Genomic DNA, 17,538 nt, shown 5'->3' with positions numbered 1-17,538 from the left:
ACGTGTTCGGTACGGGCCGGCTCAGATGTCGTCGACGGACGACGACTCGAACCGCGAGGAGATGTTGATGCCGAGCTCTTCAGCGGCACGGAAGACCTCGTCGTCCGTGTCGCGGAGGCTGACCGCCTGGCCGTCCGCCGAGAGGACCTCGACGTTCAGGCAGAGCGACTGCATCTCCTTCATGAGGACCTTGAACGACTCGGGGATGCCGGGCTCCTGGATGTTCTCGCCCTTGACGATCGCCTCGTAGACCTTCACGCGGCCGAGGATGTCGTCGGACTTGATCGTCAGGAGCTCCTGGAGGGCGTAGGCGGCGCCGTACGCCTCGAGCGCCCACACCTCCATCTCACCGAATCGCTGGCCACCGAACTGCGCCTTACCACCCAGCGGCTGCTGCGTGATCATCGAGTACGGACCGGTCGAACGGGCGTGGATCTTGTCGTCGACCAGGTGGTGCAGCTTGAGGATGTACATGTAGCCGACCGAGACGGGCTCCGGGAACGGCTCGCCGGAGCGGCCGTCGAAGAGCTGCGCCTTGCCGGAGGAGCCGATCAGGCGCTCCCCGTCGCGGTTGGGGAGGGTGCTGTCGAGGAGGCCCTCGATCTCACGCTCGTACGCACCGTCGAACACCGGGGTGGCGACCTTCGTGCCGGGCTCGGCGCTGTGCGCCGCTTCCGGCAGGGCGGATGCCCACTCCTGGATGCCCTCGACGTTCCAGCCCTGCTTAGCGAGCCACCCGAGGTGGATCTCGAGGACCTGGCCGAAGTTCATGCGGCCGGGGACGCCGAGCGGGTTCAGCACGATGTCGACCGGGGTGCCGTCCGCGAGGAACGGCATGTCCTCGACCGGCAGGATCGTCGAGATGACGCCCTTGTTGCCGTGACGACCGGCGAGCTTGTCACCCGCGGTGATCTTGCGCTTCTGGGCGATGTAGACGACCACGCGCTGGTTGACGCCCGAGCCGAGCTCGTCGTCGCCGTCCTGCGCGTCGAAGACCTTGACACCGATGATCGTGCCCTCTTCACCGTGGGGCACCTTCAGCGAGGTGTCGCGCACCTCGCGCGACTTCTCGTTGAAGATCGCGCGGAGCAGGCGCTCCTCGGCGGAGAGCTCGGTCTCGCCCTTCGGCGTGACCTTGCCGACCAGGATGTCGCCGGGGCGGACCTCGGCACCGATGCGGATGATGCCGCGCTCGTCGAGGTCGGCCAGGAGGTCCGGGCTGACGTTCGGGAGGTCGCGGGTGATCTCCTCCTTGCCGAGCTTCGTGTCGCGGGCGTCGACCTCGTACTCCTCGATGTGGATCGAGGAGAGCGTGTCGTCCTTCACGAGGTTCTGCGACAGGATCATCGCGTCCTCGTAGTTGTAGCCCTCCCACGGCATGAACGCGACGAGGAGGTTCTTGCCGAGCGCGAGCTCGCCGTTCTCCGTCGCGGGACCGTCGGCGATGACCTCGCCCTGCTCCACGCGCTCGCCTGCGGAGACGATGACGCGGTGGTTGTAGCTCGTGCCCTGGTTCGAGCGGTCGAACTTGCGCAGGTAGTAGGTCTGCGTGCCGCCCTCGTCGAGCTGCAGGGTCACGGCGTCGGCCGAGACCTCGGAGACGACACCGGCCTTGTCGGCGGTGACGACGTCACCGGCGTCGATGGCGGTGTAGCCCTCCATGCCGGTGCCGACGAGCGGCGACTCGGAGCGGAGGAGCGGCACGGCCTGGCGCTGCATGTTCGCACCCATGAGGGCGCGGTTCGCGTCGTCGTGCTCGAGGAACGGGATGAGCGAGGTCGCGACCGACACCATCTGGCGCGGCGAGACGTCCATGTAGTCGACCTCGTCCTTGCCGACGAGCTCGACCTCGCCGCCCTTCTTCCGGACGAGCACCTTGTCGTCCTGGAAGTGGAAGGAGTCGGTGAGCGGCGCGTTGGCCTGGGCGACCACGAAGTCGTCCTCTTCCGAGGCGGTCAGGTAGTCGATCTGCGTCGTGACCTGGCCGTCGACGACGCGACGGTACGGGGTCTCGATGAAGCCGAAGGAGTTGATCCGACCGAACGACGCGAGCGAGCCGATCAGGCCGATGTTCGGGCCTTCCGGGGTCTCGATCGGGCACATGCGGCCGTAGTGCGACGGGTGGACGTCGCGGACCTCGACGCCGGCACGCTCACGGGACAGACCACCCGGGCCGAGGGCCGACAGGCGACGCTTGTGCGTCAGACCCGCGAGCGGGTTGTTCTGGTCCATGAACTGCGACAGCTGGGACGTCCCGAAGAACTCCTTGATCGCGGCGACGACCGGACGCACGTTGATGAGCGTCTGCGGCGTGATCGCCTCGATGTCCTGCGTGGTCATGCGCTCGCGGACGACGCGCTCCATGCGGGACAGACCCGTGCGGACCTGGTTCTGGATGAGCTCGCCGACGGCGCGGATGCGACGGTTGCCGAAGTGGTCGATGTCGTCCACGTCGAGGCGGAGCTGGACGGGCTCGCCGTCGCGGACGCCGTCGAGGTTCGTCTTCTCGGCGTGCAGCGAGACGAGGTACTTGATCGTGCGGACGATGTCCTGCACGGAGAGCACCGAGTCCGACAGCGGCGCGTCGATGCCGAGCTTGCGGTCGAGCTTGTAGCGACCGACCTTCGCCAGGTCGTAGCGCTTCGGGTTGAAGTAGAAGTTGTCGAGGAGCGCACGCGCGGCCTCGGCGGCGACCTGCTCGCCCGGACGCAGCTTGCGGTAGATGTCCTTGAGCGCCTCTTCCTTCGTGAGGACGGCGTCCTTCTCGAGCGTCGACTCGATCGAGGCGAAGCCCTGGAACTCCTCCATGATCTCCTCGCTCGTCAGGCCGAGGGCCTTGAGGAAGACGGTCACGGACTGCTTGCGCTTGCGGTCGATGCGCACGCCCACCTGGTCGCGCTTGTCGATCTCGAACTCGAGCCAGGCACCGCGCGAGGGGATGATGCGCGCGGAGTAGATGTCCTTGTCGGACGTCTTCTCCTGCTGGCGCTCGAAGTACACGCCCGGCGAGCGGACGAGCTGCGAGACGACGACGCGCTCGGTGCCGTTGATGATGAACGTGCCGCGCTCGGTCATGAGCGGGAAGTCACCCATGAAGACGGTCTGCGTCTTGATCTCACCGGTCATGTGGTTCATGAACTCGGCGTTGACGTAGAGCGGCGCGGCGTAGGTCTTGCCACGCTCCTTGCACTCGTCGATGGAGTACTTCGGGTCCTCGAGCTCCGGGGACGTGAACGAGAGCTGCATGGTCTCGCCGAGGTCCTCGATCGGGGAGATCTCCTCGAAGATCTCCTCGAGGCCGGAGTGCAGCGCGAGGTCGGTGCGACCCTGCTCCTGTCCTTCGGCGAGGCGGGCCTTCCAGACGTCGTTGCCGACGAGCCAGTCGAAGCTCTCCGTCTGGAGGGCGAGCAGATCAGGAACCGTGAGGGTGTCCGTGATCTTGGCGAACGAGAGTCGCGAGTGGTTGCGACCGTTCTTGGGGTTGGTGGATGCGTTGGGCGCAGCAGCCAAGGGTGTGACCTCCGGTAGGCCCCGTCGGGCCGGTACTGACGAGCAGCACGTAGGTGAGTGGATTGATCGCTCGGCGCGACCCCGGGACCGACGCACGTTGTACCCCGCGACCTGCACGCCAGGGGGCGTGCCTGCCGGTGGGCTGTGCGAAGATCAGTGAGCGGGTCCCGCCGCCATATACGGGACCGGCTGACCAGGGCGCGTGTTCGACCGCAATATGACGACACACGAATGCCAGGGAGCGCGAACTGCAAGCATAGGTCGCCCTGCGTGCGCTGTCCAGTCCTGGCTTGACCGGATTCGTCGGAGGCGTGTATAAGCACGCCGACCACCCTGCGGCGGGGGACACCGCGTGCCGCGGATCCCGCTGTTCAGGCGGCCAGGGCGAGCACCAGCCGCTCCGGGTGCTCGGCCCGCACGAAGGTCACGCGCCCGCGGTCGTCCGTGATGCGCACGCCGCGACCGGGCGTCAGGATGAGCGCCCGGACGCCGCGGTGCAGCCGGAGCCCGATGCCGCCGTACGTGCGCGCGTCGGCCTCGACGACGGTCACCTCGGCGATGCGACGGCGGGCGATGCGGCGCGCGGGCAGCGGTCGGAAGCCCAGGACGACGTCGGTCTCGGTCACCGCGATCCGCGTCCGGGCGAGCAGCAGCAGCGCACCGGCGACGAGCGCGACGACGCCCGGCACGAGCAGGGCGACCTCGGGCGCGTCCCCCGGCCAGCCGAGGACGGCCGCCGTGAGCACGCCGCCGGCGAGCAGGAGGGTCGCACCGAGCAGCCGCATCCACGCGGGCGCCGTCTCGCCGTCGCTGGGCGGCGCGGGACGCCGGGGACGGGACGCGTCGACGGGCAGCGGCCGGGAGGCGCGGGTCGCCCGGTCGCGTCGGGTCGGTTCGACGAGGCCATGCGTGGGCAGGCTGACGGTGTCGGTCACGGGGGACTCCAGGGGTGGATCCGGTCCGCGTGCCGCGCAGGGTGGGGTCCGGGCGCACGCGTGGGGGCGGTGCGCCGTCGCACGGGGCGGCGCACCGGGACGCGCGCCGTCGGCGGGGCGGGACCGTGCCGTGCGGCACCCGTGTGGGGAGGGTGCCGATCGGCGGCCGGTCGGGGCCGCGCCGTGGTCACGACGGCGGGTGCGGAGCTCCTGCGTCCGGCGCTGCCGGGCGGAGTACTCGACACCTGTCGGGTGACGACCGAGTGAACGGTACGTGACGATCCTCGAAGCCGGCTGGGTGGTGTCGCCGGGTGGTGGTCAGCGGAGGACGAGGGCCACGGCCTCGGCACGGGTCCGCACGCCGAGCTTCGCGAAGACCTGGTTGACGTACGACTTCACGGTCGGCACCGTCAGGAACAGCTCTGCGGCGATCTCCGGGTTCGTCCGGCCGTCGGCGATGCGCTCGAGGACGTCGGCCTCACGCGGGGTGAGCGCGGGGAACCGGTCGCGCAGGTCGGTCCCGCGGCCCTCGTCCGACGGGGTCGCCGCGGGCCCCCCTTCGGCCAGCCGCGCGACGAGCCGGGCCCCGACGCCGGCGTCGAAGGTCGCCTGGCCCGTGGCGACCGCACGGACGGCCGTGGCGAGCTCGGCCCGGCCGGCGTCCTTGGTCAGGTACCCGCGGGCGCCCGCCCGGAGCGCCCCGACGATCGACTCGTCGTCGGCGTAGGTGGTGAGCACGAGCACCGCGACCCCGGGGTGCGCGGCCGTGATCGCCGCCGTCGCGGTCGGACCGTCCGTGCCCGGCATGCGCAGGTCCATGAGCACGACGTCCGGCGGGTCGGCCGCGACCATCGCGACCGCCTCGGCGCCGTCGGTCGCCTCGCCGACGACCTCGAGGTCGGGCACGAGCGAGAGCACCGTCACCAGGCCGTCCCGGACGATGGCCTGGTCGTCCACCACGAGCACGCGGATCGTCACCCGGTCACCGCCGGGAGCCGCATCGCGACGACGAACGAGCCGTCGACCGGCCCGGCCTCGACCGAGGATCCGTCGCCGAGCTCCGCGAACCGCTCCCGCATCCCGGCGAGGCCGTGTCCGTCGGCGGCGGGAGGGACCGTCCCGCCGGGAGCCGCGCCGGAGCCGTCGAGGGCGTTCGACACCATCACCCGCACGGCGGGACCGTCCCGGTCGACGGACAGCACCACGGGACGGCCGGGGGCGTGTCGGCGGGCGTTGCTCAGTGCCTCCCGGGCGGCCGCGACCACGACGTGCCGGTGGGCCCCGTCGACGGCGGTGAGCGCCGTGTCCCCACGCGTCGTGACGGTCCCGCCGAACGAGCGGTGGGCGGCGACCAGGCCGGCGAGGTCCGTCGACAGCTCGGGTGCTGCGGAGACGGTGTCCTCGCGCAGGGCGTGCACGGCCCGCCGTGCCTCGGCGAGACCGCTGGCGGCGAGGGCCCGCGCGTCGCCCGCGCGCCGGGTGGCCTCGTCGACGCGGCCGGCCTCGAGCAGGGCCTCCACAGCGTCGAGCTGGAGCACGAGGCCGCCGAGGGAGTGGGCAAGCACGTCGTGGACCTCCCGGGCGGTGCGCGACCGGTCCGCCAGGAGCTCGGCGCGCTGCCGCTCGACCTCGGCACGGCGGGTGCGCTCCTCGACGATGCGGGCCTGCCGGCGGCTGAACCCGACCACGGCGGCCAGGAGCAGCCCGGCGCCGGCGCCGAGCACGGTGCCGACGGGTGCGTCCGTGACGGCGGCGGTGGCCGCGACCACCACGAGCGACACGGTGGCGGCGACCGGTCCGTCCCACACCGGGCGGGACCGACTCGCACCGAGGGCCACGACGGCCACGATCGGCACGGCGACCACCACCGCGCCCGACGGCACGACGACGGCCGACCCGGCGAGGACCATGCCCCACGTCGCGACGAGCCGCACGCGCTCGGAGCCGGCGGCGACCCGCAGCGCCCACGCGGCGAGCGCCACGGTCTCCAGGACCCACACCCACACGGGTGCGTCCCCGGCGAGCGCGGTCCGGACGACCCAGTACGTCACGACGGCGATGCCGAGGAGGTTGAGCACCGGGGCGAGCGCCGAGCCGGAGCGGTCCTGCCCGGGCTCGGCGCGCACGGCGGTGGACTCGTGCGGGCCGGTGGTCACCGGACCATCATGCCGCGCGCGGTGTGCGGGATCCGCTGGTCGACGACGAGGGCACGGGCGGCCCGGTTCAGCGCCAGGACGAGCAGGACCGCACCCGTCGACGTGAGCAGGTGCGCGCCGAGGTGCCCGCCGACGACGTCGAGCCCGATGCGGACGACGACGACGAGGACCCAGAGCCCGGCCCCGGCCCAGCCCGTGCGCGCCTGCAGCGTCCGGCCGTGGGCGTCCGGCGTCGGGGCGGTGCGGAAGCGGGTCATCGCGCCCATCGCCAGTCCGGCGGCGACGGAGACCAGGGCCTCGACGCCGAGCAGGAGGACGTCGAGCGTGGTCACCACGGCGACGGACTGCGCGAGCACGACCACCCCGACCACGCCGAGCACGATCGGCGTCCGCCAGACCCGTGCGGGGTCGAGGGAGCGCCAGGTGGCCTGACGGTACGCCAGGAAGCCGACGAGGACGATGCCGACGACGGTGTTCGCGAGCAGCTGGGCGGTCATGGTGTGCCTTCCGGGAGCGGGGGTCCGGCGGGGGTCCCCGACCGGTGGAACCAGCCTCGCGAGCGGACCGCGACGGGCACACCACCCACGGGTGGTGGTCCGGGTGGGGATCGACGGTGGTGTTCCATGGAGGCATGGCTGATGCGTTCGACGGGTTCCGGATCGGTGCGGGCTGGGCGTCGGTGGAGCCGGACCGGCACCGACCGGGCTCGTTCACGCTCGTCGTGGACGGGACGCCGCAGTCGCACGTCGACCTCGAGGACCCCACGCATCTGGCCTTCGAGTACATCCGGCGGATCGGGCACGCGATCGACCTGCTGCCGGAGGGGCCGGTCACGGCACTGCACCTCGGCGCCGGTGCCCTGACGCTGCCCCGCTACGTCGCGGTCACCCGCCCGGGCTCGCGACAGCAGGTCGTCGAGCTCGAGCGCGACCTGGTCGAGCACGTCCGCGAGGTCCTGCCGTTCCCCCGCGGCGCCTCGATCCGGGTGCGGTACGGCGACGCCCGCGAGGTGCTCGGCAAGCTGCCCGCCGGCCTCCGCGGGACGGTCGACCTGGCGGTCGTCGACGTCTTCGGCGGCTCGCAGATCCCCGCACACGTGACGAGCGTCGAGTTCTACCGGAGCGTCGCCGAGTTCCTCTCCCCCACCGGGATCGTCGCGGTGAACGTCGCCGACGGTGCGGGCCTCGCCTTCGCGCGGGGACAGGCCGCGACGCTCCAGGCCGTGCTGCCCTCGGTCGCCGCCGTCGCCGACACCGGGATGCTCAAGGGGCGGCGCTTCGGCAACATCGTGCTGCTCGGGTCGAAGGCCGACCTGCCGGTGGCGGACATGCCCCGGCGGTACTCGTCCGACCCGATGCCCGCCAAGGTCGTGCACGGCCAGGAGCTGCGGGCCTTCACGGCCGGGGCGCCGATCGTGACGGACCAGACGGCGGTCGCGTCGCCGGAGCCGAACCGCAGCGTGTTCGGCGGCTGACGGCGCGGTCGCGACGCGACCACCCACCGGACGGGAGGCACGGGGCGGTCGTGCGCCGCGCCTCCCGTCCGACGGCGGTCACCGCACCCGCCCGCCCCACCTGAACGTTCCCGGCGGTCGGCTGCCAGGATGGAGCGACGACCGCGCAGCAGCGCGACCGAGCAAGGGAGCCCCCTGATGACGAACGACGACCGGAGCAACGACGACCGGACGGGCGGCGGCGACGCGCCGGTCTGGGGCCGTCCCCAGGACCACGACCGGTCGGACGCCGACCGGAGCGGCTCGGACCAGGACCGACCGCGCTACGGCGAGTACGACCAGCAGCAGCCGCGGTACGGCGAGCGCGACGAGCAGCAGCCGCGGTACGGCGAGCGCGACCAGCAGCAGCCGCCGCGCTACGGGCAGCAGGACCAGCAGCAGTACGGACAGCCGCAGTACGGGCAGCAGCAGTACGGGCAGCAGGACGACCGTCGGGCGGACTCGCCGACCTGGGGTGAGCACCAGGGCTCGCACCAGCCGTACGCGGCGTCGTCCGCCCCGGCCAGCGCCGGGGGCCCGTCGTGGCACCAGGCCGAGGAACCGAAGCGCAAGAAGAAGACCGTCGGTGTCGTGGCCTTCGTCCTCGGGCTCGCCTCGCTCGTCCTCGGCGTCGTCGGCGGGTACCTGATGGGCACCGCCCTCGCCAGCAGCAACGTCCTCGGCGAGATCGCCCGCAACGGCAGCAACGGCTCGGTGGAGCAGCAGCAGCAGCTCCAGCAGCAGCTCATGAGCGACCCCGCCGTGATGGGTCAGCTCGGCGGCGGCCTCGTCGTCGTCGGCATCGCCGCGATCCTCGGCCTCTGGGCGCTCGTGCAGGGCATCATCGCCGCCGTGGTGAACCGCGGCCGTGGCTGGGGCGTCTTCGCGATCGTCCTCGCGGTGGTCGCCACCCTCGCGACCTTCGGTACGTACATCGGCGTCGCCGCCGCAGCGGCGGTGAACGGCGCGAACTGAGCGTCCGCACACGCGTCCCCGACGGCCCGTCCCGCAGCAGCGGGGCGGGCCGTCGGCCCGTTCTCGCGCCCCCCGTGCGCGTGGCACCGCCCGCTCACGGGAGCACGCGGTTACCCTCGAACCGATGTCCCTCCCGCCCGACGACAGCCAGCAGCCCGACCGCGCCGACCGCGCCCGGGAACCCCGTCACGCCGCACCGGCCGGCTCGGCGCCCGTCACCGCGGGTGTGAGCCCGGGGAGCACCTTCGCGCCGATCAGCCTGCGACCGGCGGTCGACGCCGACGCCGTGCAGCAGCGCCTCCGTGACCTCGGCCAGAGCCGGAGCACGGACGCCCTGGCCGAGCGTGCGGAGCTGCTCCGACTGCTCGGCCGACTCGACGAGTCGCTCGTGGTCGCGGAGGAGGTCTTCCGCCTGACGATGTTCACCGGCGAGCGCTCGGACAAGGTCGCGGCCCGCATCCGTCGTGCGCACGTGCTGCACGACCTCGGCCGCCACGAGCGCGCCGCCACCGAGGCCGCGATGGCCCGTGACACCGCGCGGACCGAGGAGTGGCCGGAGCTCGAGGGCGCCGCCGCCGAGCTCGAGGGCTGGTCGCTGTTCGAGCTCTCCCGCTTCGAGGAGGCCCGTTCCGCGCTCTCGCGGGCGTACCAGGCATTCCGCCAGGCCGGCGCCCCGTCGGAGCGTACCGAGGCGCTCCGCACCGCGGTCGAGGCCGCGCTCCGGGCCTCGGTCGCCCAGCCGAAGGTCGCCGACGACCGGCCCCGCAGCGCCCGGGACGTCGCCGCACGCCGGGCCGAGGACGACGCCCCGCCCGCCCGCGCGGCCGAACTCGTGCAGCAGGACCCGCCGGTCCGCCGTCGTGTGCTCGGCGCACCGGACGCGGCACGCACCGAGGCCGACCAGCTCTGGGGGCGCATCGCCGCCAAGGCCGCCCAGAAGGGCCAGGCGCCGCGCGACGACCCGGACGCCGACGGTCGGTGACCGCCCGTCCCGCGGTGGTCACCGCGCTCGAGCACGTCCGCGAGCGCGCCGAACAGCTGCTGGCGGCGCACCTCGGACCGGGTGACTGGACGTTCGCGTTCGACCACGCCAAGACCCGCGCCGGCCAGTGCGACTTCGCCCGCCGGCGCGTCACGGTGAGCCGGTACATCGCGGCCCGGGTGTCGGGGGACGACGTCGAGCAGGTCCTGCTGCACGAGGTGGCCCACGCCCTGGCCGGACCCCGGGCCGGGCACGGACCGGTGTGGCGGCGGACGGCGGCGGCGATCGGGTACACCGGGTCCCGGTTGTACGACGGCCCGATCGCGTCCGAGCTCGCGCCGTGGGTCGGCACCTGTCCGGCCGGGCACGAGCACGTCCGCTACCGAACGCCCACGCGGCCGTTGGCGTGCGCCCGGTGCTCTCGGCGGTTCGACGGACGCAACCTCATCACGTGGCGGCGGCGGGGAGCGGTGACGGCCTGAGCCGCCGCGTCGTCCGTCGTGGTGCTGGCGGGAACCGCACGGTGCGGCTGCCGATGCCGCACGGATGCCGCTCGGCGCCGCCGCTGATACCGCATGGATGCCGCTCGACCGGGAGGCGCGCCGGAGAGCCGTTAGCCTGGACGGATGCACACGGGGCAGCACATCCGGACCGACAGCGGGTCGTCGTGGTTCTTCGACGCCGGCCGGATCGCGCTCGACTTCGCCCACACCGGCGGCTTCGCGGACGACCCCGACGCGCGCCGCCCGCGGGCCCGCCTCGGTGAGCTGCTGGTGACCCCCGCCGATCTGGACGAGTGGCTCGGCGACCACACCGAGCCCATCGACCTCGGTGCGACGGCCCGTGAGCTGCAGGACGCCCGGGCGCTCCGCGCCGCGATCGGTCGGCTGGCGGTGGCGGCGGCGGCGGCGCCCGCGGCCTCGACGGACCCGGCCGCGCGCACCGCGGTCGCCGCCGGACTCCGCGCCGGCACCGGTCGGACCCGTCCGGCACCGGACGACATCGACACCGTGAACCTGTTCGCCGCGCTGCCGGACGTCCCGCCGGCGCTGCCCGGCGGTCGCCGCCGCGCCGGGGCGAACCGCGTCCGGCTGGCGCAGGCGCTGTCGAGCGTGGCCCGCGACGCCGTGGCGTTGTTCACGGAGGTGGGGTTCGACGACCTCGCCGCGGACGGTCAGCCCACCCGCTTGAGCCGCTGCTCGGCCGACGACTGCGGCCTCGTGTTCTACGACTCGTCGCGCGGCGGGACCCGCCGGTGGTGCTCCATGCAGCGGTGCGGCAACCGGGCCAAGGTCCGCGCGCACCGTGCCCGTCGCGCTGCGGCCTGAGCGGAGCCGCCGCGACCGCTCGGGTGCCGGCGACGCCCACGACTGCCCGGACGCTGGAGCGTGCCGGACGCGACGAGGGGCCCCGCGGTCGCGGAGCCCCTCGTCTGTCCGGTCGCGCTCGCGACCGGCTGCGGGTCAGAAGGCCAGGTCGGACTCGACCGACTTCGCCTTCATGCGGGCCAGGGCGAGGTTCGCCTTCGCGCGGTCCAGCACGTAGTAGATGAAGACCTCGGGGTGCGAGGCCAGCGGGCGGATGATGTGGAACTGCGACGACAGCGTGATGAGGATGTCGTCGATCGAGTCGGCCAGGCCGAGGGACCGGGCGGTCTTCAGCTTCGCGCGGACGACCTCGGTGTTGCCCGCGGCGGCGAGCTCCAGGTCGATGCCGCTGCCGGCGCCGCCGAGCAGCATGCCGGAGCCGCTGTCGACGACGGCCGCGGCCATCGCGCCGTCGACGGTCAGCAGGTCGTTGAGGGAGTCGTGCAGGGTTGCCATCTGGGGTTCCTTCTCGGGTTGTCCGGTGTGTCGGGTGTACGGGCAGGGGTCGCCGGGGCGGCGCCCGCGGCGGGACGGGAGACCCGGGTGCGGTCTGCCGTGGTCCGGGTGTGGTGCGGCTGCGGCGCGGGTCAGACCAGGCCGGCGACGGCGGCGGCGCGGGCACCGGCTGCGGCGTGCGCGGCCAGCTGCTCGCCGAGGCGGGCTGCGGAGCGCCGGGACACGGTGAGGGCCTTGCCGAGCATCTCGTCCGTGTCGAAGAGCGCGGCGAGCACGATGGTCGAGCCGGGGATGCGCATCTGCACCAGGTGCCCGCGGTCGGCCGCGATGATGACGTACTCGCCCGTGCCCATCGGCAGCTCCCGGGCGACGGCCTCGCTCAGCGCCTGGATCGAGCTCGCCATGCTGGCGAACCGCGCGCCGTCGGTGGTGCCGGCGGCACCCTCGGCGACGCGGACGACCTCGAAGCCGTCGTCGGTCAGGAGCGACGCGGTGAGCATCGAGCTCGACGAGGACCGGAGCGCCGCGAGTTCGGCGCTGCCGAGTCCGACGACGACGGGGTCCAGGTGCGGGGCGAGGGTCATCAGTGCACTTCCTGGGCGGCGGTCATCGCCGCACGCATCTCGATGTTGGCGACGAGGGTCAGCAGGACCGTCGTCATCTGGTCCGTCTGGCGCGGGTCGACCGTGAACACGGGGACGAGCATCTCGGGGTGCGCGGCCTGCAGGGCGTCGGAGAACACTCCGGGGCCGGGCCCGGCGACGACGTCCGAGCGGGTCACCCCGACGACCACGCCACCGCGGTCGTGCAGGTCGCTGAACTCGTCGAGGTACTCGAGCATGCTGGCGACCGGATCGGGGGCGTCGGCGTTGACGAGCACGACGAGTCCGCGGGCGCGCTCCTTGAGGATCTGCCACATGAAGTCGAAGCGTCGCTGCCCCGGGATGCCGTACAGCCGCACCTTGTCGGAGTCGCCGACGGTGATCTCGCCGTAGTCGAGCGCGACCGTGGTCGTCGCCTTGTCGGCGGTCTCCCGGTCGGTGTTCGCCGCCTCGGTCCGGACGACGGGCACCTCGCTGAGCGCCTCGATCGCGGTCGTCTTGCCGGCGCCCATCGGGCCGGCGAACAGGATGACGTGCTCGGCCATCAGCGGGCCAGCCGGTCGAGCAGGCGACGGAAGAGGCCGCTCCGCTGCTGCACGGGCGCCGCGGTCGGCACCGGCCGGTCGAAGGCCGGGCGCGCGAGGGCGATGTCGGGCGTCTGCGAACGGAGGATGCGCATGAGGCTGAAGGCGTTGATGAGGCGGCGGGCCTCGGCGGGTGCGACGTTCGCCTGCTCGGCGAGCTCGTCGACCGTCAGGGCGGCGTACCCGAGGAGCGAGGTCATCCGCACGTGGTCGGGAGTGTGCGCCAGCGTGGTGAAGTTCGGCCACCGCTGCAGGCGGTAGCGGTCGTCGCGCTGCAGCCACCAGGCCAGTTCGCCCGGGAAGGAGTGCAGCCCGATGTGCCAGAGCAGGCCGTGCAGCTCGTTGCCCGGACCGAGGTCGACGGCGGCCTCGACGTCACGGTCCTCACGGCCGACGCGCACGTCCTCGGGGTCGATCGGCAGGTCGCCGAGCGGGGTGGACCACCAGTAGGAGTCCGAGGCGACGTCGATCACGAGCGGCCCGTGCCCGGCGATCTCGACGCGCAGCACCTCGCCGTGGGTCTCCCACAGCGGGCGGAGCGCCATCGCGACCCGGGTCCAGCCGAACCGCGGCATCGGTGTCGGGTCGACGGTCTGGGCCCCCGGGTGGACGAGCTCGTCCCCCGGTCGTCGCGATGCATCCATGCCTCGGTCACCTTCCTGGTACCGGTTCCCCGGCTGTCGTCCCGCGGCGGTTCACCGGCCGCGCGGACCCTTCGATCCAAGTGGAGGCGAGGGTGCGTCAGGTAGCCCCCGTCTGGGCGGCACCTGTCGGGGAGGCATGCGCGCAGGCTCCGAAACCCAGGATTCGGCGTGCCGAATCCTCTGGCATGCTGGGCGGGTGACCGACACCGCAGCCAGCCGCCGACCCCGCCCCGGTCGCCCGCACACGGCGCCGGACCGCGGGCCCGGCGGTCCCCGGCGCCGAGCGGCCGGTCTCACCCTGCTCGGTCCCGCGTTCGTCGCCGCGATCGCGTACGTCGACCCCGGCAACGTCGCCGCGAACCTGACCGCCGGCGCGCAGTACGGCTACCTGCTGCTCTGGGTGCTCGTCGCGGCGAACGCGAGCGCGGTCGTGGTGCAGTACCTCTCCGCGAAGCTCGGCGTGGTGACCGGCCGGTCGCTCCCGGAGCACCTCGGCCTCCGCATGCGACGCGCCCCCCGGCTGCTCTTCTGGGCGCAGGCCGAGGTGGTCGCCGCGGCCACCGACGTCGCCGAGGTTATCGGCGGCGCACTCGCGCTGCACCTGCTGTTCGGGCTGCCGCTCGTCGCCGGCGGCGTCCTGACCGGCGTGGTGTCGATGGCGATCCTGCTGCTGCACAGCCGACGCGGCACCCGCACGTTCGAGGCCGTCGTCACGACGATGCTCGCGATCCTGACCGTCGGGTTCTGCGCCGGGCTCCTCTTCGCGCAGGTGTCCCCCGGCGAGCTCGTCAGCGGCCTCGTCCCCCGGTTCGAGGGCTCGCAGTCGGTCCTGCTCGCCGCGTCGATGCTCGGCGCGACGGTCATGCCGCACGCGGTCTACCTGCACTCGGCGCTCGCGCGCGACCGGCACGGCGACGTGCCCGCGGGTCCGGAGCGCCGCCGGGTCCTCGTCGCGACGCGGTGGGACGTCGGACTCGCGCTCGTCGTCGCCGGCGGGGTGAACGTGTGCATGCTCGTGCTCGCCGCGGCGACGCTGCCCGGGGTCGCGGGGACGGACACCATCCCCGGAGCACAGCGGGCGATCGAGGCGAACGTCGGCCCGGTCGTCGGCGTCCTCTTCGCGGTCGGCCTGCTCGCGTCCGGACTCGCCTCGACCTCGGTCGGCTGCATGGCGGGCGCGGAGATCATGCACGGCCTGCTGCACGTACGCGTCCCGGTCGTCGCGCGGCGGGTCGTGACGCTCCTGCCCGCGGTGGCCCTGCTCGCCCTCGGGGTCGACCCGACGATGCTCCTCGTGCTGAGCCAGGTCGTGCTGAGCTTCGGGATCGCCTTCGCGATCGTGCCGCTGGTGGTCTACACGTCCCGTCGCAGCATCATGGGCACGGACGTCAACGCCGTGCCCACCCGCGTCGTCGCGGGGGTCATCGCATCGGTGATCGTCGCGCTCAACGTGGCCCTCGTGGTGCTGACCCTGGCCGGCTGACGGCGCCCGTCCGGGTGCCGCCGCCCGCCGGCCGGGTCGGCGTGCCGGGTGTCAGTCGACGACCCGCACGTCCTTCCAGAAGGCGTAGTAGCCCGAGTAGTCCTTGCCCACCCGGTCGAAGGACGACGGGATCGGGGTCGGGTACGACCACGCGCGGTCCGGCAGCGGCTGGCCGTCGACCGTGACGGTGTAGTACTGCGTGTCGCCCTTCCACGGGCAGTGGTACTGCGTGTCGCTCTCCGAGAAGAACTCGGGCTTCACGCTCGACGGCGGGAAGTACCAGTTGCCCTCGATCTGGATGAGGTCCTCCTGCGGGGCCTCCGCGATCACGGTGTCACCGACGACTGCCTTCATGACGTGCTCCTTGCGATCCACGGCGTCCAGGCGACGCCTGCGATCCGGAACGCTACGCCGCAGCGCTCGATTCCCGCAGGACGACCAGGTCCGGTCCCGCGGCGAGCGCCCCGCGCACCGTCTCGGGGTCGAGGTCCGACGCCCACTCCGCGGCGCTGACCAGGTGCCGCACCGCGCGGCGCAGCCCCGTGTACGCCGCGCAGGCCACCGCCGCCTCGGGCGAGGTGTGGTCGATGCCGGTGGCGACCAGGGCGTCGACGACCGCGCCGGCCGCGAGCAGGTCCTCCACCGTGCTCTCCGGCACCTCGGCGGTGTCCGCCGGCTCGCCGGCGTCGTCCGCCACGGCGGCTCCGCCACCCGTCGAGCGTCCGGCCGCCACGACCGCGACGACGCACCGGTCGCCCCGCTCGGCCTGGAGGCACGTCACCCGCTCCGCCACCGCCGTCGCGTTGTCGAGGTGGCCGAGCACGACCTCCGGACCGTCCGGCAGCAGCGCTGCCGCGGCCCGCGCCCGCGCGGTACCGTCGGTCCCGCGGGAGGCGTCACGGCCCGGCTCCGGGAGCACGTCGACCCAGACGACGAGGTGGGCGTCGCGGGCGATCCGCTCGGCGCCGCCGACGCCCCACGCGAACCGGACCTGGTACTTCCCCTGGGTGCCTGCTGCCACCCGACCACGATAACCGGGCACGCGCCCTGTCCGTCCTCACAGGTGGGCGTCGACGGGCGGTCCGGCCGGTGCCGCGACCGTAGGATCGAGGACCATGGAGATCGCCACCGTCCCCACCCTGACCGGCGACCGTGTCACGCTCGAGCCCCTGGCCGCCGAGCACGCGGACGACCTGCGCGCGGCGGTGACGGACGGCGACCTCTGGCGCACCTGGTACACCTCGGTGCCCGCGCCCGACGCGGTCGACGACGAGATCGAGCGCCGGCTCGGCGAGCACGCCGCCGGTCGGATGCTGCCCTTCGCCGTCCGGGACCGTCCGACGGGTCGCGTGGTCGGGTCGACGACCTTCATGAACGTCGACACCGCCAACCGCCGCGTCGAGATCGGGCACACGTTCCTCGCCCGGGCGGCGCAGCGGACCGGCATCAACACCGAGGCGAAGCTGCTCATGCTCTCGCACGCCTTCGACGCGTGGCAGTGCATCGCGGTCGAGTTCCGCACGCACTGGCACAACCACCAGTCGCGCGCGGCCATCGCGTCCCTCGGCGCGAAGCAGGACGGCGTCCTCCGCAGCCACTCGATCGGTCGCGACGGCACCCTCCGCGACACGGTCGTCTTCTCGATCACCGCCGCCGAGTGGCCCACCGTGCGGCTGGCACTGACCGAGCGGCTGCGCACGCGCGACCGGGCCGAGGGGTCCCGACGTCGCGCAGCCCGGCACGCCTGAACCGAGCGCCTCGGCTGAGGCGCCCCGTCCCCCGCACGGGCAGCGGCCCCTCGGTGCTCCGGCGTACCGTGCGGGGCATGCACGTCGGTCTCCGCATCGTCCTCGACGCCCCCGTCGACGCCGTCCGCGACGCCCTGCTCTCGCCGTCGGTGATGGTCGCCGTCACGAAGCCGTTCCTCGTCTACCGGTCACGCTCCCTCGAGGGCCTGCCCGAGCGGTGGACGCCGGGCGTCCCGCACCCGATCACGGCGGACGCCTTCGGCATCGTGCCGAGCGGTGACACGCACGTCGACCTCGACCTGTACGAGGTGGAGGGCGTCCCGGTGCAGCGCGACAACGGCGGCGGCGTCTCCGGCCTGTTCGGTCGCATGACGATGCGGCACCGGATGGCGACCGTGGACCTCGGCGACGGCCGGACCCTGCTGCTCGACCGACTGTCCTACCGGATGCGCCCCGCGGCGCTCGGCGCCGCGCTCTGGCCCGGCATGTGGGTCATCTGGCAGTGGCGTGCCCTGCGGATGCGCCGACTCGCCCCGTCCTGGCGCTCGTCCTCGTCGTAGCCGTGCCTCCTGGCGCTCCCGCCGCTGCAGCGCCGGGTCGCCCG

19 protein-coding genes are annotated in these 17,538 nt (G+C 73.3%); 8 read left to right on the top strand and 11 right to left on the bottom strand.

What is annotated here, in order from left to right; all coding sequences use genetic code 11:
* Window positions 1-21: 21 nt before the first annotated feature.
* The 5 genes from rpoB to Cus16_RS11395 form a co-directional block, all read right to left on the bottom strand.
* Entirely contained in the window at window positions 22-3,510 is a 3,489-nt protein-coding gene (rpoB, locus tag Cus16_RS11415; protein WP_069712788.1) for a DNA-directed RNA polymerase subunit beta, read from the bottom strand.
* A gap of 371 nt (window positions 3,511-3,881) precedes the next feature.
* A complete protein-coding gene (locus Cus16_RS11410; RefSeq protein WP_069712787.1) occupies window positions 3,882-4,445 on the bottom strand; it encodes a hypothetical protein in 564 nt (187 codons plus the stop codon).
* Window positions 4,446-4,763: 318 nt separating this feature from the next.
* Window positions 4,764-5,423 (bottom strand): response regulator transcription factor, encoded by a 660-nt coding sequence (locus Cus16_RS11405; protein WP_069712786.1) that lies wholly within the window; start codon window positions 5,421-5,423, stop codon window positions 4,764-4,766.
* Window positions 5,420-6,601, bottom strand: coding sequence for a sensor histidine kinase (locus tag Cus16_RS11400; RefSeq protein ID WP_083263914.1), 1,182 nt, complete (start codon window positions 6,599-6,601; stop codon window positions 5,420-5,422). Before Cus16_RS11400 ends, Cus16_RS11405 begins: the two co-directional genes overlap by 4 nt.
* A complete protein-coding gene (locus tag Cus16_RS11395) occupies window positions 6,598-7,098 on the bottom strand; it encodes a hypothetical protein (RefSeq protein WP_069712785.1) in 501 nt (166 codons plus the stop codon). Before Cus16_RS11395 ends, Cus16_RS11400 begins: the two co-directional genes overlap by 4 nt.
* Before the next feature lie 134 nt (window positions 7,099-7,232).
* Between Cus16_RS11395 and Cus16_RS11390 the strand changes: the two genes are divergently transcribed.
* From Cus16_RS11390 to Cus16_RS11370, 5 genes are all read left to right on the top strand, one after another.
* Window positions 7,233-8,075: a spermidine synthase gene (locus Cus16_RS11390; protein ID WP_069712784.1), complete on the top strand. Its 843-nt coding sequence runs from the start codon at window positions 7,233-7,235 to the stop codon at window positions 8,073-8,075.
* Between the two features lie 177 nt (window positions 8,076-8,252).
* Entirely contained in the window at window positions 8,253-9,068 is an 816-nt protein-coding gene (locus Cus16_RS11385; protein WP_069712783.1) for a DUF4064 domain-containing protein, read from the top strand.
* 124 nt (window positions 9,069-9,192) lie between these two features.
* Window positions 9,193-10,050 carry a hypothetical protein gene (locus Cus16_RS11380; RefSeq protein ID WP_069712782.1) on the top strand — a complete coding sequence of 286 codons (858 nt, stop codon included), beginning with the start codon at window positions 9,193-9,195 and terminating at the stop codon, window positions 10,048-10,050.
* Window positions 10,047-10,532 (top strand): SprT-like domain-containing protein, encoded by a 486-nt coding sequence (locus tag Cus16_RS11375; protein ID WP_223246600.1) that lies wholly within the window; start codon window positions 10,047-10,049, stop codon window positions 10,530-10,532. The genes Cus16_RS11380 and Cus16_RS11375 overlap by 4 nt, the downstream gene beginning before the upstream one ends.
* 144 nt (window positions 10,533-10,676) lie before the next feature.
* Complete coding sequence (locus Cus16_RS11370; protein WP_069712781.1) at window positions 10,677-11,378, top strand: CGNR zinc finger domain-containing protein; 702 nt, start codon at window positions 10,677-10,679, stop codon at window positions 11,376-11,378.
* Between the two features lie 135 nt (window positions 11,379-11,513).
* Here Cus16_RS11370 and Cus16_RS11365 read toward each other — a convergent pair whose 3' ends face one another.
* The 4 genes from Cus16_RS11365 to Cus16_RS11350 all read right to left on the bottom strand — a co-directional run bounded on the left by Cus16_RS11365 (window position 11,514) and on the right by Cus16_RS11350 (window position 13,703).
* Window positions 11,514-11,873: a hypothetical protein gene (locus Cus16_RS11365; protein ID WP_069712780.1), complete on the bottom strand. Its 360-nt coding sequence runs from the start codon at window positions 11,871-11,873 to the stop codon at window positions 11,514-11,516.
* A 131-nt stretch (window positions 11,874-12,004) separates the two neighbouring features.
* On the bottom strand, window positions 12,005-12,457 hold the full coding sequence (locus Cus16_RS11360) for a roadblock/LC7 domain-containing protein (protein WP_069712779.1): 453 nt from the start codon (window positions 12,455-12,457) through the stop codon (window positions 12,005-12,007).
* On the bottom strand, window positions 12,457-13,020 hold the full coding sequence (locus Cus16_RS11355; RefSeq protein WP_069712778.1) for a GTP-binding protein: 564 nt from the start codon (window positions 13,018-13,020) through the stop codon (window positions 12,457-12,459). The genes Cus16_RS11360 and Cus16_RS11355 overlap by 1 nt, the downstream gene beginning before the upstream one ends.
* Window positions 13,020-13,703, bottom strand: a complete 684-nt coding sequence (locus tag Cus16_RS11350; protein WP_069712777.1) for a hypothetical protein — start codon at window positions 13,701-13,703, stop codon at window positions 13,020-13,022. The genes Cus16_RS11355 and Cus16_RS11350 overlap by 1 nt, the downstream gene beginning before the upstream one ends.
* 196 nt (window positions 13,704-13,899) lie before the next feature.
* Between Cus16_RS11350 and Cus16_RS11345 the strand changes: the two genes are divergently transcribed.
* Window positions 13,900-15,186 (top strand): Nramp family divalent metal transporter, encoded by a 1,287-nt coding sequence (locus tag Cus16_RS11345; RefSeq protein WP_223246599.1) that lies wholly within the window; start codon window positions 13,900-13,902, stop codon window positions 15,184-15,186.
* Between the two features lie 51 nt (window positions 15,187-15,237).
* Here Cus16_RS11345 and Cus16_RS11340 read toward each other — a convergent pair whose 3' ends face one another.
* Together Cus16_RS11340 and Cus16_RS11335 are read right to left on the bottom strand one after the other, a co-directional pair.
* The gene (locus Cus16_RS11340; protein WP_058742825.1) at window positions 15,238-15,540 is read right to left on the bottom strand and encodes a DUF427 domain-containing protein; all 303 of its coding nucleotides are present in this window, start codon (window positions 15,538-15,540) and stop codon (window positions 15,238-15,240) included.
* A 52-nt stretch (window positions 15,541-15,592) separates the two neighbouring features.
* On the bottom strand, window positions 15,593-16,207 hold the full coding sequence (locus tag Cus16_RS11335) for a 2-phosphosulfolactate phosphatase (RefSeq protein ID WP_141718950.1): 615 nt from the start codon (window positions 16,205-16,207) through the stop codon (window positions 15,593-15,595).
* A 94-nt stretch (window positions 16,208-16,301) separates the two neighbouring features.
* Between Cus16_RS11335 and Cus16_RS11330 the strand changes: the two genes are divergently transcribed.
* On the top strand, window positions 16,302-16,934 hold the full coding sequence (locus tag Cus16_RS11330; RefSeq protein WP_069712775.1) for a GNAT family N-acetyltransferase: 633 nt from the start codon (window positions 16,302-16,304) through the stop codon (window positions 16,932-16,934).
* 77 nt (window positions 16,935-17,011) lie between these two features.
* The gene (locus tag Cus16_RS11325; protein ID WP_069712774.1) at window positions 17,012-17,494 is read left to right on the top strand and encodes a hypothetical protein; all 483 of its coding nucleotides are present in this window, start codon (window positions 17,012-17,014) and stop codon (window positions 17,492-17,494) included.
* Window positions 17,495-17,538: the final 44 nt, after the last annotated feature.

The organism is Curtobacterium sp. ER1/6, from assembly GCF_001742745.1.
In the GTDB taxonomy this organism is placed as follows: domain Bacteria; phylum Actinomycetota; class Actinomycetes; order Actinomycetales; family Microbacteriaceae; genus Curtobacterium; species Curtobacterium citri.
This window is presented reverse-complemented; position numbering and strand designations above follow the sequence as displayed.

Coding starts and splice junctions, on each gene's coding strand:
- Cus16_RS11370 (WP_069712781.1), top strand. CDS start 10,677: ATGCACACGGGGCAGCACATCCGGACCGACAGCGGGTCGTCGTGGTTC.
- Cus16_RS11340 (WP_058742825.1), bottom strand. CDS start 15,540: ATGAAGGCAGTCGTCGGTGACACCGTGATCGCGGAGGCCCCGCAGGAG.
- Cus16_RS11330 (WP_069712775.1), top strand. CDS start 16,302: ATGGAGATCGCCACCGTCCCCACCCTGACCGGCGACCGTGTCACGCTC.
- Cus16_RS11385 (WP_069712783.1), top strand. CDS start 8,253: ATGACGAACGACGACCGGAGCAACGACGACCGGACGGGCGGCGGCGAC.
- Cus16_RS11380 (WP_069712782.1), top strand. CDS start 9,193: ATGTCCCTCCCGCCCGACGACAGCCAGCAGCCCGACCGCGCCGACCGC.
- Cus16_RS11325 (WP_069712774.1), top strand. CDS start 17,012: ATGCACGTCGGTCTCCGCATCGTCCTCGACGCCCCCGTCGACGCCGTC.
- Cus16_RS11390 (WP_069712784.1), top strand. CDS start 7,233: ATGGCTGATGCGTTCGACGGGTTCCGGATCGGTGCGGGCTGGGCGTCG.
- Cus16_RS11350 (WP_069712777.1), bottom strand. CDS start 13,703: ATGGATGCATCGCGACGACCGGGGGACGAGCTCGTCCACCCGGGGGCC.
- Cus16_RS11355 (WP_069712778.1), bottom strand. CDS start 13,020: ATGGCCGAGCACGTCATCCTGTTCGCCGGCCCGATGGGCGCCGGCAAG.
- Cus16_RS11395 (WP_069712785.1), bottom strand. CDS start 7,098: ATGACCGCCCAGCTGCTCGCGAACACCGTCGTCGGCATCGTCCTCGTC.
- Cus16_RS11365 (WP_069712780.1), bottom strand. CDS start 11,873: ATGGCAACCCTGCACGACTCCCTCAACGACCTGCTGACCGTCGACGGC.
- Cus16_RS11360 (WP_069712779.1), bottom strand. CDS start 12,457: ATGACCCTCGCCCCGCACCTGGACCCCGTCGTCGTCGGACTCGGCAGC.